Origin of the sequence: Candidatus Koribacter versatilis Ellin345, assembly GCF_000014005.1 — a bacterium.
Lineage (GTDB): Bacteria > Acidobacteriota > Terriglobia > Terriglobales > Acidobacteriaceae > Korobacter > Korobacter versatilis_A.
Genome location: NC_008009.1, coordinates 4,498,645 through 4,517,298 on the forward strand (window position 1 = coordinate 4,498,645; position 18,654 = coordinate 4,517,298).

The window sequence follows — 18,654 nt, forward strand, 5'->3', positions numbered from 1 at the left end:
CTGTGGCAGCAACTAATCAGCAGATGCTGCTCCCGACTTGTTAACGTAGATCCAATCGTCACGTCGCACGCCTTGAGCCGATTTCTCAGCTGCAAGTTCGGGCCGTCCAATGCTGTGGTACGCGAAGCCCGCCTTGGCCATAAACGACGGCCGATACAGGTTTCTGCCGTCCACGATGATTGGGAATTTCATCGCTTTGCGTAGACGTTCTAAATCGAGTTGAGCGAACTCCGGCCACTCCGTCAGAATGAGCAACGCATCCGTGCCCGTCGCTGCATCGTAGGCATCACTCGCATACTGAACACTGTCACCAAGCACCGCTTTGGCTTTCGGCAGCGCCGCTGGATCGAACAACCGCACCGACGACCCCTGAGCGAGCAGCTCATCAACAATCGCGATCGCAGGCGACTCACGAATGTCGTCAGTGCCGCCCTTAAAAGCTGCGCCCAAGACCGCAAGAGTCTTGCCGCGCAGCGTCCATACCGCTGAGCGAACCTTCAAGATGAAGCGGCGACGCTGCTCGGCATTTATCTCAATCACTTCATTGAGCAAGCCAAACCGATATCCGCACTCCTGGGCGACCGCATGAAAAGCCTGCACATCCTTCGGAAAACACGATCCGCCATATCCAACGCCGGCGTTCAGGAAACGATTGCCAATGCGTGAATCGGCTCCTATGCCCGCTCGAATTTCGTCAATGTCAGCGCCAACCGATTCTGCAATATTTGCGACCGCATTGATGAACGAAATCTTCATAGCCAGGAAAGCATTCGATGCGTGCTTGATCAGTTCGGCGCTCTTCGGGCTCGTCACGATCAGCGGGGCACACTCCGAAAAACGAGGGCCGGCCCCAAGAGCGTCCGAGCGCTTGTAATATTCGCCGCTCGTCAGCGGCCAATAAATTTGCTCCATCAACCCACGGCTGAACTCGGTATCAACGCCGATTACGATCCGGTCGGGGTGAAGGAAGTCGAGGACAGCAGATCCCTCGCGCAAGAATTCTGGATTAGACGCAACCGAGAAGAGATCCGCTGGCGCCCCGCACAATTGCAAAACCTTTCGGATTGCTTCGCAGGTTCTGACCGGAACTGTACTCTTCTCCACTACCAGCTTCGAGCCATGAATCGCAGTTGCGATCTCGTGCGCTACCGCCTCGACGTAGGAAAGATCCGCTTCTCCAGTGGCCGATTGGGGCGTACCGACCGTGATGAAGACGGCGTCTGCCCATGCAGTCGCATCTCCAACCGAAGTCGAAAATTTCAAGCCCTTACCCCGGTGCTTCGCAAGCAATTCCGGCAGGAACTGCTCATGGATTGGCACCTCTCCATTGCGCAGCGCATTAACTTTGGCGTGATCGTTATCGACGGAGATTACCTCATGGCCGATTTCCGCAAAGCACGCGGCCGAGACAAGCCCAACGTACCCCGAACCAATCACTGCGATCTTCATTCTTTGCTCCGACACCCTTGATCAGACTCCCCGGGCTGCAAAAACTGCCGTATGGACTAGAACCGCGAGGTCCAGGAAAAAGTTTCGGTTCCTAACGTAGTAAAGATCGTACTCGATGTTCTCGTGAATCAGGTAAGCGCGATCGGCGCTGAGTTGCCACAAGCCTGTGATTCCCGGCTTCACATCTAATCTTCGTCGCTGCTGCGGGGTGTACCTCTCCACGATGAACGGCATTTCTGGTCGTGGCCCCACCAGCGACATCTCGCCCCGAATTACATTAAATAGTTGAGGCAATTCATCGAGGCTTGTGCGCCGCAAGAAACGCCCAATGAGCGTGATGCGCGGATCTTCTACCTCACGTGGCGAAAACGCATATTTCGGTGCATCGGCATGCATCGACCTAAACTTGTACATTGCGAACTGCGTACCGCCGCGCCCGACTCGCTCTTGCACAAATAGTATTTTGCCGCGAGACGAAAACTTAACCGCGAGGGCAATCGCGAGGAGGATCGGCGATATCACCAGCGTGATAACTCCGGCCGCCAGCACATCGAAGACACGCTTGAACAAATCATATAGCGATACATGGTTCACTCCCGCAGTGCGAGCGAACAACATTCCGTCAATGTCAACGAATTCAATGGATTGATCTTCAGAATGCATCAGGCCTGGCGACAGATAAACCTCTACGCCAGCCTGTCGGCAGCACTCTTCGACGACTGAAAGTTTGGAAGCCGGCGGTAATTCGCAAAGCACGAGGCTGCTGATCTGCAAGTCCTTGAGCAACTCGATCGTGATCGGCATCGCGATCACTTGCGCACTGTTCTTTCGGTGATACGAGGCCTCGAACACATGCTTTGACCGATCCGTCTCCTTCTCATCGAGGAATGCCACCGGCTTCAGCCCGAGTTTCGGCGAGCGCAGCAGCGCCGAGTAAACCTTCCTCGCGGATCTGCCGCTCCCGTAAATGGCCGCCGGTCGCAAGAGATCTCCGGCGATACAAAGCCGCTCAATCACTCGGAACGAAAACTGTCGGACGATAAGGACACAGATCGGAACGACTGCCGCCACGAACAAAACCACAAGTCTTGAGTAAGACCGCCCCGAAAAAAAAGCGATTGGGAAAACGAGAAAAACAGAGTACCAAGCAGCGCGCAGGACTCGTTCGGTCTCACGCACACCGAGAAGGCTCCCGGAACGATACTCACCCAGGTGTTCCAGCAACAAAATGAACACGACCGAAAACGCAATCGCAGCAGTTGTCAGCCAACCGACTGGATACTCGACCCTCCGACCGAGTCCAACCAATCGGTAAACGTTGTATGCCAGAACGGTCCCGGTGAACACAGCGACCGCATCAAAAAGGCGCTCCAGGACTTCGATTACAACTTTTAGCGCGTTCCCGTGCCTCGCCCGAGGTGCTTCCAACCGAGAACTGAGGTCCCGGGGTATGGGAGGTTTGGTTTGCGGAGAAGAACGTCCTGGAGTCGCCGATGTCGCCATTCTTAAACTCTTCCTGAGAGATACGTCGGCAGAGTGCGAGCCACGAACCCTCGACCGTAAGGTCTACTAGGCCGAAGGGCACTCAAAACACAAACTCGCTCGCCAGGGGTTCACGCACGAGCACTGCTGAGGTTAGGGGAAGCCGACCGCAACCAACACCAAGAGGCACGGGGAGGGTACAGATACGCAGCTTTGCCCGTCCTCGACTGTGTGTTCAAAGTACCGCGCCTCGCCCTTTTTTACAACGCAAAACCGTGTTACAACCTAGCGAATCTTTGCATAGCAAGCCGCCCATTTGGGTCAGTCAGAACACGCCGGTACCAAACACAGAGAATCAAGAAGGAACGACGACTCCACACCTTCACTGAATCCTCGTGGTGCGATTCAAATCAGGAATGAGAACCAGCCACTCAAAATGGGGATCCCAGTCGTTTCACATGGCACTTCCGTGCAAGAGCCCAGCCAAATGTAGGCACCCTGCAGCAGAACCGACAACTGACTAGAGTTCAGGCGCGTCGGACTCTCGCACGATTGCCGCATCCTTGAAATGTTAATCTTGCTTTGCTGAGTGGCCGCGCCAGTCCATCGGAGTCTAAAAGTCAGCAGCAAGGCGAGTAACAGGATCCATGCGCTTCGATTACAACTCCCGAATAACGACCCATCTGATTGTCATCGCGATCTTGCTCGTCTTTACAATGTCAGCGACGGCTCAATCTCTCATTTCCAAGCGCTCCCTCGGATCTGCATACCTTCCTCTCGATCATTGGGCCTACCCCGTGCTCGAACGGGCAATCGCAAGGGGTGGAATTCCAGCGCAATTCATGGGCATCCGTCCGTGGACCAGGATGGCCATCGCGGATCTGCTCGAACAGCGCCGCCGGCAGCCTGGCAAATTCGCGAACGATGATGAGTCGCTTCGAATGATCGCTGCACTCGAGAAAGAGTTTCAGTACGAACTTGGTGTGGTGGAAGGTGAGTCAGTCGGCGACGCGCAGATCACATCAGTCTACAGTCGTATCACTGGGATCTCGGGAGACTCACTTCGCGACGGATTCCATCTCGGCCAAACCATCGTGAACGACTACGGACGTCCATACGGGAACGGTGTCAACAACGTGACGGGCGCCGGTTTCTCCGCTGACTATTCCGCGTTCACCGCCGTATTAAGCGGGGAGTACCAGCATTCCTCCGAAGGCACGCGATACTCTGCCGCCGCGCAATCTACGCTTTCTAACGTCGACCGTACCTCCGCTCTCATTTCGCCCGATCTCAATGACGTAGATCACGGCACATTCATGGATACCTACGTTGGCGGCACCTGGCACGGATGGGATCTCTCCACCGGCAAAGAGAGCATCTGGTGGGGCACCACTGAGGACAGCTCGCTCACGCTTACAAATAACGCCGAACCAATGTTCATGGGGAGAGTTGACCGTACTATTCCTTTGCATTTCCCTTGGATATTCAAATATCTCGGAGAAGTTCGCATGGACTTCTTCATGGCGAAGATGGAAGGGCACCAATACCCCGCTGGGCCTTGGTTTCACGGCGAAAAAGTCAGCCTTATGCCAACCAAGAATCTTGAAATCGGATTCGCCCGTACCACCGTGTGGCTCGGCACCGGACGCCCGTTTTCCTGGCATGCATTAGCGAAGACATACTTCAGCGTGGGTGATCAGGTAACAAACTCCAATACCGCACAGAATGATCCCGGAGACCGTCGCGGCGAACTCGACGTTCGCTACCGCGTGCCCGGCATTCGCAACTACATGACGGTATACTTCGACTCTCTTGTGGACGACGATCCATCTCCGTTAGCGTCGCCGCACCGCGCGGCATTTCATCCAGGGTTCTATCTCACTCAGATTCCCAAGGTTCCCAAGCTCGATTTCCGGGCAGAAGGGGCTTTCACGCAGTTGAGCGGCGACAATCGTGGTGGCCATTTCTTCTATTGGAACGGCGTCTATCACGACGCCTATCTCAACAACAGCATGCTGCTTGGCGATTGGGTCGGACGCGAAGGCATTGGTGGCCAGGCAACCGCTCGCTATTGGCTGACTCCCCATAACACAGTTGAGCTCTCGTATCGGCGCAACCAGCTCGCCACCGACTTCATCCCTGGTGGCGGCTACCAGCAAGACATCTCCGCTCAAACCCGCTTTCATCTCCGCGGAGATATCTTCCTCTCCGGCGGCCTTCAGTACGAACAATACCGCATACCATTGCTCGCCAACGGGCAACAGAATAATTTTGCGACGACGATCGGCTTTACTTTTGTACCGGGTGCTAAACGACGCATGCCCCAACCCTGATCGAACAATCTGAGCTGATGAAACGCATGCAATTTGGCAAAAGAACCTGCGTGTTTCTCGATCGTGATGGCGTTATCAACAAGAAGCTGCCTGAAGGGCAGTACATCACGCGACCAGAGCAAATCGAACTGCTCCCCGGAGTCGTCGAGGCCATCCGTACGCTGAATCAAGCAGGGTGTATTGCCCTCGTGGTCACCAATCAGCGAGCCATCGGCTTGGGTCTATTGTCGGAAATGGGCCTCGCCGAAATTCACGAACATTTGCGCCTCGAACTCGAAGCCCGTGGCGCGCGTCTGGATGCGATTTATTACTGCCCACACGACAAGAACTCGTGCCATTGTCGGAAACCAGAAATCGGAATGATTAAGCGGGCTTTCCAGGACTTTCCCGATGCGAGCGCCAACAACTCGATCCTAATCGGAGACTCGATCTCTGACATCGAAGCGGGTCGGCGAGCGGGCATCCCCACGATCTTCATTCATGGAGATCCAGCAAATCAAAAACCCGGTGCGGAGAAAGCAATCGGCCTCGCCGATGCCAAAGCCCATTCTCTGCTGTCAGCTGTAAATCAGTTCATCTTCTCCAACCCATGATTCACTCGGTCCTCACTGAGGACTCTCTGGGCAGGCCCGGATCCATCGTCGGACACGGAGTATCCTCGTTCCTCGATCTGAAAGGAAGAGTGCACGTCAACTAACTATGTGCTTACTGGAAGAAAATGTTCTGGCGGCATGAGTGGGTTAGAACCGGCGAGCAGTAGGTGACGGCGTACACGATAGACGCGTCCCATTCACACTCGATTTGGGCCGCCGCCGAACCATCAACGAAATCGAGTGACGATCTGAACTCCTTATGTCCTAGTGCCCCTTTTCGATCAACTTTGTTGTCGAGAAGCCTTCAACGATTGGAACAATCTTTACGTGCCCGCCCCAGGACTGCACCTCCTCAGCTCCCACTACTCCGCTCACTGCATAGTCTCCTCCCTTTACCAGCACGTCAGGGCGCGTCGCCTCAATCAATTCGAGAGGCGTACGCTCATCGAATATGACCACTGCATCAACCGCCGCGATAGCCGCGAGGACTCGGGCGCGCTCTTGTTCTCCCACAATTGGACGACTATTCCCTTTTAATTCTCGCACCGACCGATCGCTATTGATCGCGACGACGAGTCGGTCTCCGAATCCGCGCGCCTGCTCCAAAAGCGATATGTGGCCGACGTGCAGCAAGTCGAAGCAGCCGTTCGTAACGACGATCCGCTCGTCATTTCGCCTCCAGCGGGCCACGAGTTCGAGAAGCTCCGAACGTGTCACGACCTTTGCTTGGGCGACCGGCACTGATTCCGCTGTGAGAGCATTCAACAATTCGTACTGTTCTACTGGCGCCGTCCCAACTTTGCTTACAACGATTGCCCCAGCGAGGTTCGCCAAGTGAACGCCGAGCTCCGGATCCAGCCCCGACGCTAGCGACAAGCTCAACGTAGCAATAACAGCGTCTCCCGCACCGGAGACATCAAATACCTGTCGAGCGACCGCTGCCGAAATTGTCGTCTTATCCCGCGTAACTAACGCGATTCCCTTTTCGCCAAGGGTCGCCGTAAGAAAGCTCAATCCCAGATTGCGTACCATCTGCTGCGCCGCATACAGTAAATCGTTCAGATTTTCAAGGTCGACGCGAGCCGCTAACGCAAGCTCTCCCAGATTCGGTGAAATTGTTGTCGCCCCGCGGTACCTACTGAAGTCGACATTCTTGGGATCGACGAGGACCGGAATCTTACGTTGGGCGGCGGCTTGTATGAGTGTCTGACATACTTCCGGAAGCAACACGCCCTTCGCATAATCCGAAAGTATGAGTGCATCGCTCTGCGGCAGGTGATGGAGAGCGCGTTCGATGAGCTTCTGGTATGCAGTACTGGGCCGCGACTCAGCTCGTTCGTTGTCGAGCCGAAGCATTTGTTGCCGACCAGATAGGATTCGTAATTTCGTGATCGTTGGGAAGCCTTCGCAGCTCACGAAATCAGCCTCGACCCGATTCGAGGAAAGGTAATCCTTCAGCGCCCGTTCGTTATCGTCCGTCCCGGTGAATCCGACAATCGTCGCACGTGCGCCCAACCGAGCGATATTCAGCGCGACGTTGGCGGCTCCGCCAGGTTGTTCCGTGCGATGCGTAGCTCGCACAATCGGAACCGGCGCTTCCGGTGAGATACGACCTACGTCACCCCAGATATATTGGTCGAGCATCACATCGCCGACTACGAGGATTGAGCGATCGCACCAATTGTTCTTAATCGTATGAAGGAGATCCGCTACGTTGGTGCTCACCGTCCCCCCACTACTTCGGTAGCGCCATCATGCTGAGCAAACCTGATCTCGAATACGCGCTGCAGATTCTGGCCCATCGCGAAGCTGTTTCTCCAAATCAATCAAGTGACGACGTGCTGATGACGAAATACTATGCGATGAGCGTCTCGGTGGTGGCTATTATAGCGTCGCGAGTAGGATTTACGAATCCGTCCTCTCCATCCGCTCCCTCTTTTTTGAACGCGCGGAGTTTTCAACGAGATTATTATTTGAACTCCGGAGCGAGTTCCACGCCACCCTTGCGTTCCGCTGAAGTCGCCTAGCCCACCCTGGAATCGATCGCGTCTTGATGTTGGTTGCGTCATCGGTGGGGATTTCTGCACCGTTAAGCGGTTCGGGCGAAGGTGTCATTTCAACACCATCCCGAACTCCGCTGCTCATTTCGTTCTCCCTGCAGGTCTTCAATGTCGTACAAAAGAAACTCGCGTTCCCTTGATCAAGACTCGCGGCCCAACTGCCGTAGTGTCGCGTATGTCTCGTCGATGCCTGCTTCCAGCGTGGTCGGTTCCTCAATCCAGCCGAGTTTGCGGAGTCCCGATATGTCTGCCTCGGTGAAATGCTGATATCGACCAATTAGATCGGATGGAAACGGCATGTACTCGACCGGGACCTTTCCGTGAATCGTCATTAGTGCAGCCGCGACATCATTGAAGCTTCGGCTCAGTCCAGTGCCAGCGTTGACGATGCCACGGTATGTCCTCTCTGGTTCGCCTTTAGCCGCCTCGAAACGTCCGAGCTGCGCGAAGAATAAATTCATCCTTGCGAGGTCGCGGACATATACGAAATCCCTTCTTTGTTCACCATCTCCATAACCGCCGGATCCTTGGAACATCCGCAGTTTCTGCTCTTTCTTCATCTGTCCCGTGAAATGATGGATCACTGAAGACATACGTCCTTTGTGACGCTCGCGCGGCCCGTAGACGTTGAAGTACCGCAGACCCACAGCCGTGATTGACACTTCGTCTGCTGCTATCTTATGGCGTAAATAATTGTCGAACATTAATTTCGAATAGCCGTAAATATTGAGCGGACGCTCATTCCCTGGAATTGGCGCAAAATGTCCAGGACCTGCTAGCCCGTATACGGCGGCCGTGGAAGCAAAGACGAAGCGCGCTCCCTGTTCAATCGCGAAATGCAGGAGCTCCTTAGTACACTGATAATTGTTGTCCATCATGTACACGCCATCGTCTTCTAGCGTGTTGGAACAGGCTCCTTGATGCAAGATAGCCTCTATCTTCGGGGCTCCCAGCGACCTCTCTCGAATTGCGGCTCGAAAGGCCCGTTTATCCATGTAGTCGGCGAATTTCGCGCCCAGCAAATTTTCAAACTTTGCTGCATTTGCAAGATTGTCAACAACAAGGACGTCGGTGATTCCCTCGGCATTCAGTTCATGAACGAGATTGCTTCCAATGAATCCGGCGCCACCGGTAACGATGACCATTGCATGAGCCTCCTAGTCACTTAATACTGTGCAGGCCGCCGTTGAAAGCACTCTTCTGAAACGAGTATGTCTCTTGCGAATAAAACTTGAGGCAGCTTTTACACTCACTTCCGCTATCGAGACGCAGCTGCGATCGACGAATACCGGACCTTGAAATCGGCGTAAGCTTCCCGGATTCCGGCAGCCAACGACATTTTCGGACGCCAACCCATTTGGAACAAGCGGGACACATCGAGAAGCTTTCGTGGCGTTCCGTCCGGCTTGGAGGGATCAAATACGATCTCGCCCTCGTAGCCAAGTTCCTTTGCCACTAGATGGGCCAAAGCAGAAATGGTGAGATCTTCTCCACATCCAATATTCAACAAGGGCGGTCGCTCGGGATCGGAGACGAACGCATCGTAGGTTTCTTCCGCCAATTCCATGAGAAAGACGCAGGCATCTGCCATGTCGTCGCTATACAAGAATTCACGGCGCGGCTCGCCACTTCCCCAAACTGTGACAGTTTCCTGACGTCCTTCGATCGCCTCATGAACTTTTCGAATCAACGCTGGAAGTACGTGGGATCCGTTCCGATCGTAATTGTCGCCGGGCCCATAGAGGTTGGTCGGCATCGCAGCCAGGAACTTTGTACCGTGCTGCCGATTCAGCGCCCAGCACAATTCGATACCGGCGATCTTAGCCACCGCGTATGAACGATTTGTAAACTCGAGCGGTCCCGTAAGAAGGTATTCTTCCTTGAGAGGCTGCGGTGCAAGTTTCGGGTAAATGCAACTGGAGCCGAGAAATACCATCCGCTTCACGCCGAATTGAAAAGACGTGCTGATGACATTGTTTTGGATACGCGCATTTTGAATGAAGAAATCCGCTGGATAATCCCGGTTAGCAAGGATTCCACCCACCTTTGCAGCGGCTAAAAACACGCATTCCGGGCGGTAACGGTCGAAGAATTTTCGAACTTCGATCTCGTCTGAGAGATCCAACTCCGAGTGCGTTTTAAGAAATAGGCGCTCGTAACCCGCCCTCTGCAGGCGCCGCACGATTGCAGACCCCGCAAGCCCGCGGTGGCCAGCCACAAAAATGGGAGACGACTTTGAGATCGCGCTACTCATGCGACTCGAACACCTTATAACCGTGCTTGTGAACTAAAACGTCACGTTCAGCTGCGTCGAGGTCGCTCATTACCATCTCAGTGACTAACTGATCAAAACCGATGCGAGGTTGCCAGCCTAGTTGTTTACGCGCTTTCTCCGCATCCCCTAACAGCGTATCGACTTCCGTCGGACGAAAGTATCTCGGGTCAACGGCGACGATGCAATTCCCCGTGCGATCATAACCGCGTTCATCAACGCCCTCACCCTTCCACTCGATGGTCATGTCGATCTTGCTTGCGGCAAGATCCACAAACTCGCGGACGCTGTGTTGTTCGCCAGTTGCGATTACAAAATCTTCCGGATTCTGTTGCTGAAGCATGAGCCACTGCATCTCCGCATAGTCACGCGCGTGTCCCCAATCCCGGCGTGAATGCAGATTCCCAAGAAAAAGCGTTTTCTGCAGACCAACTTTTATACGAGAAAGGCCGCGCGTGATCTTGCGCGTAACGAATGTTTCCCCTCGAACCGGCGATTCGTGATTGAAAAGCACCCCATTGCATGCGTACATACCGTACGCTTCGCGATAATTGACGGTGATCCAATATGCATAAAGCTTGGCGACCGCATAAGGAGAACGTGGATAAAACGGGGTGCTCTCTTTTTGTGGTGTCTCTTGCACCTTGCCAAAGAGTTCCGACGTCGAGGCTTGATAGAAACGGGTTTTCCCTGCAAGGCCCAGAATGCGAATCGCTTCTAAAATGCGTAAAGTTCCGATCGCATCTGCGTTTGCGGTATATTCCGGTTCCTCGAAGGATACCGCGACATGGCTCTGCGCCGCGAGGTTGTAAATCTCGTCCGGTTGAACGCGCTGAATCACTCGCACGAGGCTGCTGGTGTCCGTCATGTCGCCATAGTGCAACACGAACTGCCTGCCCTGCTCGTGGGGATCTTGATAGAGATGATCAATTCGCTGAGTATTAAAAAGCGAGCTACGTCTTTTGATTCCGTGTACTTCGTAACCTTTGGACAACAACAACGCTGCCAGATATGAACCATCCTGGCCTGTGACTCCGGTGATTAGCGCTTTTTTCATTTCCTCATACTCTGACCCGAAATTTGACCTATTGTGCTTCGTCCGAATACCAATGCACGAAGTACACAAGAGAAGAAGCCGCGTGACTTCTTTGAAAACTTTTAGCGAGGGCCGGCAAATGTTTCGGCTCGCCGAAAAAGTGTAAATCTTTCCACCCGTAACATTTTTAGTTTGGGGACGACGGATGGTGGATGGTTTTGACCGGAATCGCTCAGCGGTCGGAGTGAAAGTACGGCCGATGCCACACTGCTCATCTCCGAAGGCCTGAGCGGTACACCCCGAACCCTTGCTCAGAGTAGGGTGTTAAGGAAGCTCGCGCCCCGTTCACATTAGGGCGCGAGCTCATCCGTTGACAGTTTCATTGCCCTCCGCATCGGCGAAGACACCCGGGAGTGCACTCTGCTCATGAACGAAAATCAGCTACCAACGATACGTGACACCGCCTCCGTACTGAGGCCAATAATCACGGTCAGTCAAATGTGTTCCAAATGGGACACTTGTAATATCGATTTGACCGCGGATCCCGAAGTGCGGAGTGAGAAGAATATCTACCCCACCGCCTCCCAACCAGCTGACCCCGTTCCAGTTCGAGTCCACGCCCGACGCACGCGTCCCCGTTTCATGCAGGTGAGCGCCACCGAGGAGGAATTGGGCAAAGGGCACAACCTTATGTCCAGTGATGAGATTTACGCGTGGTCCAACCCTATATCCGAGTTGATTTCCATCGTGTCCGTTCGACTTGCTCCAATCGAACTCTCCTGTAATCCCCCAGCGAGGACTGAAACTGCGGGTGACATCGAGCAGCATCCCGTTGAAGTGATTATTGGGTCCCCAATCATTCGTTGGCTTAACATACTGCGCGGAGAACATCCAGGGAGTCTCGTTGTTCGCGCCGGCATTCGGCAATTTGCCGGTCGGAGTCGGGGCTTGCGCTATCGCGAGTGTCGTCAAAAACAGAATGCCGCAAAAAGCACTGATCCACCTCATGCAATGTAATCCTTTCATCGCTCTTCTCGAACCGCCAAAGATCCTAGGTTCCCGCCGCTCGTTAACAGAGCACAGGAGAAAACGGCCAATGCCATTGTCACTGCACGAAGTGGACAAAGTCGGGGCAGATACCTTGGCTCGAAATTATACCCGCTTTTCCTAATTCGCCACGCCGATTTCATATACGTCAAGGCCTTTAATCCAGTCCCGCGGCAGCATGCCTGCCGTGCACACTGCTCGCGATCGGGACTGACGCAGGCAATGGACGCTGTTCGTTGGGCGTGATTGAGTACTCGGGAACAATTTCCGCCATCAGGCGTCGGAGTTGATCCTCGTTTGCCTCACCTAACTTCCACTCCAAAGTTCGGAGCCGCCGATCTAACTCGGCCCAACTGAGAATCTTCCCTTTGGTGCGAAGAACCTTCGAGCGCTCCGTCGCAATCCGGACTTCCGAGTCATAAAACAGCTCTTCGTACAGTTTCTCGCCAGGACGTAATCCCGTGTATTTGATCGGCACCTCTTCCTCGGAGAATCCGGAGAGATGGATTAGCGCTTTCGCCATGCGAACAATCGAGATTTGACGCCCCATATCGAGAACCAGAATGTCGCCGTGAGTTCCAATTGTAAACGCCTGAAGCACCAGAGATACCGCCTCTGAGACCGTCATGAAGAAGCGGGTAATCTCGGGATGAGTGATCGTGAGCGGCTTGTGTTCGCGTAACTGTTGCTGAAAGATCGGAACCACGCTTCCCTGCGAACCCAGCACATTTCCGAACCGCACACTCACGCAACGCATTCGCCGATTTCGATTTGCCGACAAGATCAACTCACCGATACGTTTCGTGCACCCCATCACGTTCGTGGGATTAACCGCCTTGTCGGAGGAAATCAAAACGAACGCCTCGACTCCAGACTCTTCTGCTGCCTCGACGAAATGCCGGAGCGCGAAGACATTGTTGCGCAAAGCCTTTCGAGGATTGCGTTCCATCATCGGAACGTGCTTGTACGCAGCTGCGTGGAAAATGAAATCCACCTCGTTGTGCAGCAGCAGATGACGCATCCGCTCAGAATCGCCGACATCGTCTACAAAATACAAAAGCCGGCTGCTCGTTTCCTGTACCGCGAGCCGGTGTTCAAGATTAAATAGGGCGGTTTCATCGTGATCGACGCAGATCAACATCGCCGGGCCGAACGATAGTATCTGGGAACTGAGTTCCGAGCCAATGGACCCCGCGGCTCCAGTTACCATTACAACCCGGCCAGCGATACTCTTGCGAACCGGCTCGTTTTCCAGATGCACCGGTTCACGTCCGAGAAGATCTTCCAGATCGATCTCACGAAGTTCGCTGATCGCCACCTTCCCCGCCACGAGATCGTTGAGACTCGGCACCGTGCGGTATGGCACTCTCGCCGCATGGCAAGCTTCAACAATTCGAAACATCTGATCACGCGTCGCAGATGGCACCGCGATAAGAACCTCGTCCGCGCGATGCTTTGCAGCAATCGTCGGGAGATTCTTGATCGCCCCTTCGACACGCGTGCCGTGTACCAGAGCCCCACGCTTCGAGGAGTCATCATCCACGAGTGCGACGGCGACGTGACTGGCACGCGATGTGAGCAGTTCGCGCAGCAACATCTGCCCGGCAAACCCTGCTCCCACTATGACGACGCGAGAATGCCTTTTTCTACCTTGCGATGCCTCCAGTTTGACCAACACACTGCGAACCGCGACGCGGCTTGCTCCCAATCCGAACGCAGACAAGAGCGGCTCAAGCAAATAGATAGAGATTGGGAAAGCTGTCAGCTGAAATCCGTATCGGAGAACGAGCATGAAGCAGAACGAACTGACAGTGACGGCCTTGGCAATATTCAAGGCATCAGAGATGCCGCTGAAACGCCAATACCCATGATCAAGGTTGAAGCGGTAAATCGCCGCAATTCGAAGGAACACCAGGATGGGCACTGAGACCCACAGCAGTCGCTGATTGGGCAACGCAAATTCGAATCGCAAGGTCCAGGCACAAAGCAGAGCAACCGCGCTAATGGCAGCCTGCAGGAGCAGACTGAGTCCAGTTCTCGTACGCTGGATTTTTGTAAACCACCTCGGAAACTGCGGAATTTCGTTGATACTCAAAGGGTTACCTTATTTTGACGTCACACGATCGTGATCTTTTCGGCCAGAACAACTGTCGTCCTAGTTAGGACGATGGCTGTTACCAACAAGATAATGCGAGGCACACGACTTAGAGCTTCAGGTTGGGGATCCGTGAACGCGTTTATTTGCGTTATATTGCCATAAATCGGTGGGTGTCGCAACGAAGATTTAACATTTCTCGGCACAAAATCAGCATAACTTGCCCGACGGTCGCCCAAAAGAGCAGGGTGGCGAAACACCTAGCGGCTTTCGACTCCGGCGGACGCGAGCAGGGCTGGCCGATCCCGCAGAGCTGTTTCCGGCGTGAATCGACCATCGTCATGTAAAGATGTAACGCAATTGGAATTATGGCGCGTATTCGATACTGCGTTTAGTCGTCCTGACTCCGCCGGAATCCTTAACCATTCTTTCCGTCCAATTCCCCTGGAAGTCGCGGACGAGTGTATTCGTAACTTCGTTGGCGCTAACTGAGTCTCCATCGGAATCCAGTTTGACGGATGAAGTTTCCTCGTACTTATGGTCGGTAATATTGCCCGGTGCGTTTTCAGGCTGAACCCAGGAGGACAGCAGTCTTCCGTTCAGATCGCGCTTTGAGAACACATGTTTGCGTTCTTTCGAAGAAAAATCGTGCTCCAACGTCGAACCATCCGGAAGATGTTGAATGCGAGAGAAAGATAGGTCGGGGAATTCGATCATTTCCTCTTCGACCCTGCCTTTCCCGCTGCGTCGGATCATCCACGTGCCGGCAACCTTCTCATCGATCAAAAGCGTGGTCTTCGTGCACGATCCGCGACAGTCGACACGGTCGGTCACTTCGGCAAGCTGAGCTGGCGGCACGAGATTGATCAAGAATCGTCGGCTCAACGGATGCTCAGAAAAATCGGATTGGTCAAACAGAACCTTCCAAAGCACCTTGCCCGACGCATCCGTGTCGTAATAGGAAGTCAGGCGGCCCTCGTCTGAATAAGTAAACGAACACGCCTCCTCTGACTTACCGTCTGAGTTACTCCACGTGATGCTGGAAATTCCGAATCGCTCGTAGCTGAACTTCGCTCGGCGCGCCAAGACGTGACTTGATGCGTACTCCTCAACCTGTTCAAGGCGCGAATGCTGCCCGAAAATCGCTACGATCTCAGGGGTTTGTGACGACGGATCTTCCACGGTTACCCGGCGCACATTCCCCGTAACCTGCACTGAGTCGGGAACCATGCAGTAAGAGAGTGGCGCGTGTTCCGCGTGGGCTTGGGCACTCGTCGCCAACGAAAATATGAAAACGCGGAAGAGTATTCCTGCAACATTCCTCATGCCGGTTGCACTATCGACTCGCACTCCTCAGAACCCGACTTGAGATATCAGCATATTCGTCCATTTGACTTTCATTTATCGTCGGGTGCACAAGGAACATCAGACTCGTATCACCAAGTTCACGAGCAACCGGCAAAATTTCGCCTCGGTAGCCCGCGGCCTCAAACGCTTTTTCAAGATAGATTTCGCTACAACTCCCCACGAAGCACGGATACCCTAGTTCGCTGATCTCTTGAACAATACGGTCCCGACTATATTCCGGTTTCAGAGCATGCGGTTCAATGAACGCATAGAACTTGTAGTACGAGTGATAAAAATCTTGCGGAGGCTCAGGAATTCGCACTGCACGAATACCGGCGAACGCCTTCTTCAACGTAGAAGCATTCTGGCGCCTAGTCTTAACCCATGAATCCAACCGCCGGAGAGCGTTCCTTCCGAGGGCGCCTTGCATTTCCGTCATGCGCCAATTCGTGCCAAATGACTCGTGCAACCACCGATAACCCGGTGGGTGATCGCGGTTGTAAACAGCTTCGTAACTCTTGCCGTGGTCTTTATATGCCCAGGCGAACTTCCACATTTCATCGTCATTCAGTGTGATCAGTCCACCCTCGCCACCAGTTGTGATGATCTTGTCCTGGCAGAACGAAAAAGCGCCGACATCTCCGATGGAACCAACGACTTGCCCTTTGTAACGGGCTCCGTTGGCCTGCGCACAGTCTTCCACGACTTTCAGCCCGTATTCCGCAGCCAAGGCAAGAATCGAATCCATTTCGCAAGGCCAGCCGGCGAGGTGCACGGCGATGATGGCCTTGGTTTTCGGGGTAACGACTTTCCGAATAGTGTCGGCAGTAATATTCTGGCTGTCGCGATCGACATCCGCGATGATCGGGGTCGCTCCCACGGCAACGGCGCAACTCGCGGAGGCGATGAATGTGCGCGCAGACGTTATAACCTCGTCGCCGGGACCAATACCAAGCGCTCGCAGCGCGAGTTCCAGTGCAACCGTGCCGTTGGTAAGAGCAATAGCATGCTTGGTACCAACGTGTGTCGCATATTCCCTCTCAAACCGTCGGCATTCTTCGCCTGTCCAGTAATTGATTCTGCCGGAACGAAGGACCGACTCGACCGAGCGAATATCTTCTTCGTCGAAAGAGGGCCACTCGCCGACAGAATGTGGAGCCCTACGTTCCAGAATTTTGAAATTACGATACAAATCGCCCTCACTTCGATTCTGTGCTACACGAGCAATGACAGCAGTTCTCAAGGTACTGCACAAGTCCCGCCAGGGCATTGAACTCAAGATCCGGAAAATAATCAGCGGATGCAGGCTCGAGTTCGTGCCGCAACTGACTTGGAAGTCGTAAGCGAACGGAATGCCAACCCAGGCGACGGGGGGCATAGAAGTCCTTTTCAGGATTATCGCCTACATACACGCACATTTCAGGTGGAAAATGAAAAGCCGACATAATCGCCCTGAAACCGCGCTCGTTAGGCTTGCGGTATTCCACGCCGAACTCGTCGTTAAATATAGCTATATCAACATTCGCGGCAAGCTGCAATGAATTGTATTTCGACCGCTGACTTTGAACGGGTCCGTCCGTCAGCACTCCAATTTTTGAGCCGCTCTGCCGCAGCGTCCGAAGAAGGCTCTTAAGTGTGGGATCCGTAGCGATGGAAGGCTTGTGTCCACGGTATTCTTCGATAAGGCGGCCCACCGTCCAGTGGACAGCGATCTCCGGAAATGCAGTTAGGAGCAGATCGAAGGCGTTGCCGCGCACCTTCTCGTTGAAACCATCCCAGAGAAATACTTCGATATCCTCTGCAGGAATGCCTGCGGAATCGGCGGTAATTCTGGCGATGTGAGCAAACCCACTACGAACGTAGTCCCTTTCGGCGTAAAGAGTATCGTCCAAGTCGAAAACGAACAGCCGCAAAGCGCGCGGCGAGACCTCTACGTTCACTGCATCGCCTCCCACAACGGTTTGTCAGTGAAAAACTCAACATAGTAGCGAGTCATATACAGCCCGCGGCGATACTCTCCAAACCGGGGATCAATTTTCTCACCCTCTACCATTGCAATCAGCCAATCGGGGTAGGCTCCCCCAGCCGCAAGTGTGAGCGGAAATCCACCACCGAATCGCGGATTGACCTCCGAGAGCACTGGGCCATCGGGAGTGAGAAACGCTTGCATCGTGATTGGCCCGACGCCACCGAGTTCCGCGGTGACGTTCAAACAGTGAATGATCCAATCGCGAATCTCATCGCCAGCGATGGTGACTCCTTGAATGGATTCTCCCCCAAGAGTACGTATGCGAACTCGAGGGACGTAATGAAGAGGCTGCCCATTCAAATCGATCAACGCGTCGATCGTAATCTCGTTGCCCCGAAGCTCTTCCTGAACAATTGCGTTGGGGACTTCCGGCAGCTTTCTCGCCAATTCGGAGCTTTGCACGCGATACGCGTGTTGGCTGGCACTGCCGTCTCTTGGCTTTACAAAAAGACTCTCCGGTAAGCCATGCGATGGAAGGGCATCGGGAAGCCAGGATTTTGGCGTTCGCACGGCTCGCGCAGCGTATTCCTGCATGGTGAGCCACTTATCACCCGCGATTTCAATGAGCCGTCCCGACGAAATCACCGCAACACATCCTTCCTTTCGAAAGTCGTCGGCGTGGCGGGCGAGCAATCCCAATTCAGTATCAATAGTGGGAACGATCATCCGGATGGAGCGTTCACGAACCAGTTCAAGAAGGCACGGAATATAGTCGTGCTCCGACAAAGATGGGAGTTTCAGTCCCTCATCTGCTAAGTATAGAGTTGGCGCGAGCGGATCCCGGTCGCCCGCCAATACACGCCATCCGCGCCCCTGCGCGGCTTTCACGAACGAGCCAAGGAGCGACGTGCGTCGCCCTGCGCTCGTAATTAAGACTGCTGGTTGTTTCACGAAAGAACCTGACCTTCTTT

15 protein-coding genes are annotated in these 18,654 nt (G+C 54.0%); 3 read left to right on the forward strand and 12 right to left on the reverse strand.

The window, feature by feature from the left end:
- Positions 1–12: 12 nt before the first annotated feature.
- Together ACID345_RS19720 and ACID345_RS25860 are read right to left on the reverse strand one after the other, a co-directional pair.
- Positions 13–1,449: a UDP-glucose dehydrogenase family protein gene (locus tag ACID345_RS19720; protein ID WP_011524605.1), complete on the reverse strand. Its 1,437-nt coding sequence runs from the start codon at positions 1,447–1,449 to the stop codon at positions 13–15.
- Between the two features lie 21 nt (positions 1,450–1,470).
- On the reverse strand, positions 1,471–2,952 hold the full coding sequence (locus ACID345_RS25860; RefSeq protein ID WP_011524606.1) for a sugar transferase: 1,482 nt from the start codon (positions 2,950–2,952) through the stop codon (positions 1,471–1,473).
- Between the two features lie 845 nt (positions 2,953–3,797).
- On the opposite strand from ACID345_RS25860, the gene ACID345_RS19730 reads away from it, so the two are divergent.
- Positions 3,798–5,264: a capsule assembly Wzi family protein gene (locus tag ACID345_RS19730; RefSeq protein WP_187148869.1), complete on the forward strand. Its 1,467-nt coding sequence runs from the start codon at positions 3,798–3,800 to the stop codon at positions 5,262–5,264.
- 50 nt (positions 5,265–5,314) lie between these two features.
- Positions 5,315–5,857 carry a D-glycero-alpha-D-manno-heptose-1,7-bisphosphate 7-phosphatase gene (locus ACID345_RS19735; protein WP_187148870.1) on the forward strand — a complete coding sequence of 181 codons (543 nt, stop codon included), beginning with the start codon at positions 5,315–5,317 and terminating at the stop codon, positions 5,855–5,857.
- A 264-nt stretch (positions 5,858–6,121) separates the two neighbouring features.
- Here the strand turns inward: ACID345_RS19735 and hldE are convergent, their stop codons facing one another.
- Positions 6,122–7,582 (reverse strand): bifunctional D-glycero-beta-D-manno-heptose-7-phosphate kinase/D-glycero-beta-D-manno-heptose 1-phosphate adenylyltransferase HldE, encoded by a 1,461-nt coding sequence (gene hldE, locus ACID345_RS19740; protein WP_011524609.1) that lies wholly within the window; start codon positions 7,580–7,582, stop codon positions 6,122–6,124.
- 29 nt (positions 7,583–7,611) lie between these two features.
- On the opposite strand from hldE, the gene ACID345_RS27290 reads away from it, so the two are divergent.
- Entirely contained in the window at positions 7,612–7,884 is a 273-nt protein-coding gene (locus ACID345_RS27290; RefSeq protein WP_011524610.1) for a hypothetical protein, read from the forward strand.
- A gap of 173 nt (positions 7,885–8,057) precedes the next feature.
- Here ACID345_RS27290 and rfaD read toward each other — a convergent pair whose 3' ends face one another.
- The 9 genes from rfaD to ACID345_RS19785 all read right to left on the reverse strand — a co-directional run bounded on the left by rfaD (position 8,058) and on the right by ACID345_RS19785 (position 18,634).
- Entirely contained in the window at positions 8,058–9,062 is a 1,005-nt protein-coding gene (rfaD, locus tag ACID345_RS19745) for an ADP-glyceromanno-heptose 6-epimerase (RefSeq protein WP_011524611.1), read from the reverse strand.
- Positions 9,063–9,175: 113 nt separating this feature from the next.
- On the reverse strand, positions 9,176–10,171 hold the full coding sequence (locus ACID345_RS19750) for a GDP-L-fucose synthase family protein (RefSeq protein WP_011524612.1): 996 nt from the start codon (positions 10,169–10,171) through the stop codon (positions 9,176–9,178).
- Positions 10,164–11,246: a GDP-mannose 4,6-dehydratase gene (gene gmd / locus ACID345_RS19755; protein WP_011524613.1), complete on the reverse strand. Its 1,083-nt coding sequence runs from the start codon at positions 11,244–11,246 to the stop codon at positions 10,164–10,166. The genes ACID345_RS19750 and gmd overlap by 8 nt, the downstream gene beginning before the upstream one ends.
- A 420-nt stretch (positions 11,247–11,666) precedes the next feature.
- On the reverse strand, positions 11,667–12,233 hold the full coding sequence (locus ACID345_RS19760) for a porin family protein (protein WP_148210186.1): 567 nt from the start codon (positions 12,231–12,233) through the stop codon (positions 11,667–11,669).
- A 196-nt stretch (positions 12,234–12,429) separates the two neighbouring features.
- Positions 12,430–14,244: a polysaccharide biosynthesis protein gene (locus ACID345_RS19765; protein WP_148210187.1), complete on the reverse strand. Its 1,815-nt coding sequence runs from the start codon at positions 14,242–14,244 to the stop codon at positions 12,430–12,432.
- Positions 14,245–14,733: 489 nt separating this feature from the next.
- Complete coding sequence (locus tag ACID345_RS19770; RefSeq protein WP_148210188.1) at positions 14,734–15,549, reverse strand: hypothetical protein; 816 nt, start codon at positions 15,547–15,549, stop codon at positions 14,734–14,736.
- Positions 15,550–15,703: 154 nt separating this feature from the next.
- Positions 15,704–16,906 (reverse strand): DegT/DnrJ/EryC1/StrS family aminotransferase, encoded by a 1,203-nt coding sequence (locus ACID345_RS19775; RefSeq protein WP_011524617.1) that lies wholly within the window; start codon positions 16,904–16,906, stop codon positions 15,704–15,706.
- A 7-nt stretch (positions 16,907–16,913) separates the two neighbouring features.
- On the reverse strand, positions 16,914–17,654 hold the full coding sequence (locus ACID345_RS19780; protein ID WP_041855911.1) for an HAD family hydrolase: 741 nt from the start codon (positions 17,652–17,654) through the stop codon (positions 16,914–16,916).
- A complete protein-coding gene (locus tag ACID345_RS19785) occupies positions 17,651–18,634 on the reverse strand; it encodes an ATP-grasp domain-containing protein (protein WP_041855912.1) in 984 nt (327 codons plus the stop codon). The genes ACID345_RS19780 and ACID345_RS19785 overlap by 4 nt, the downstream gene beginning before the upstream one ends.
- Positions 18,635–18,654: the final 20 nt, after the last annotated feature.

What these genes read in the sequence shown, in the direction of transcription:
- ACID345_RS19720 (WP_011524605.1), bottom strand. Translation starts at nt 1,449, where the DNA reads ATGAAGATCGCAGTGATTGGTTCGGGGTACGTTGGGCTTGTCTCGGCC.
- ACID345_RS25860 (WP_011524606.1), bottom strand. Translation starts at nt 2,952, where the DNA reads ATGGCGACATCGGCGACTCCAGGACGTTCTTCTCCGCAAACCAAACCT.
- ACID345_RS19730 (WP_187148869.1), top strand. Translation starts at nt 3,798, where the DNA reads ATGGCCATCGCGGATCTGCTCGAACAGCGCCGCCGGCAGCCTGGCAAA.
- ACID345_RS27290 (WP_011524610.1), top strand. Translation starts at nt 7,612, where the DNA reads ATGCTGAGCAAACCTGATCTCGAATACGCGCTGCAGATTCTGGCCCAT.
- rfaD (WP_011524611.1), bottom strand. Translation starts at nt 9,062, where the DNA reads ATGGTCATCGTTACCGGTGGCGCCGGATTCATTGGAAGCAATCTCGTT.
- ACID345_RS19750 (WP_011524612.1), bottom strand. Translation starts at nt 10,171, where the DNA reads ATGAGTAGCGCGATCTCAAAGTCGTCTCCCATTTTTGTGGCTGGCCAC.
- gmd (WP_011524613.1), bottom strand. Translation starts at nt 11,246, where the DNA reads ATGAAAAAAGCGCTAATCACCGGAGTCACAGGCCAGGATGGTTCATAT.
- ACID345_RS19760 (WP_148210186.1), bottom strand. Translation starts at nt 12,233, where the DNA reads ATGAGGTGGATCAGTGCTTTTTGCGGCATTCTGTTTTTGACGACACTC.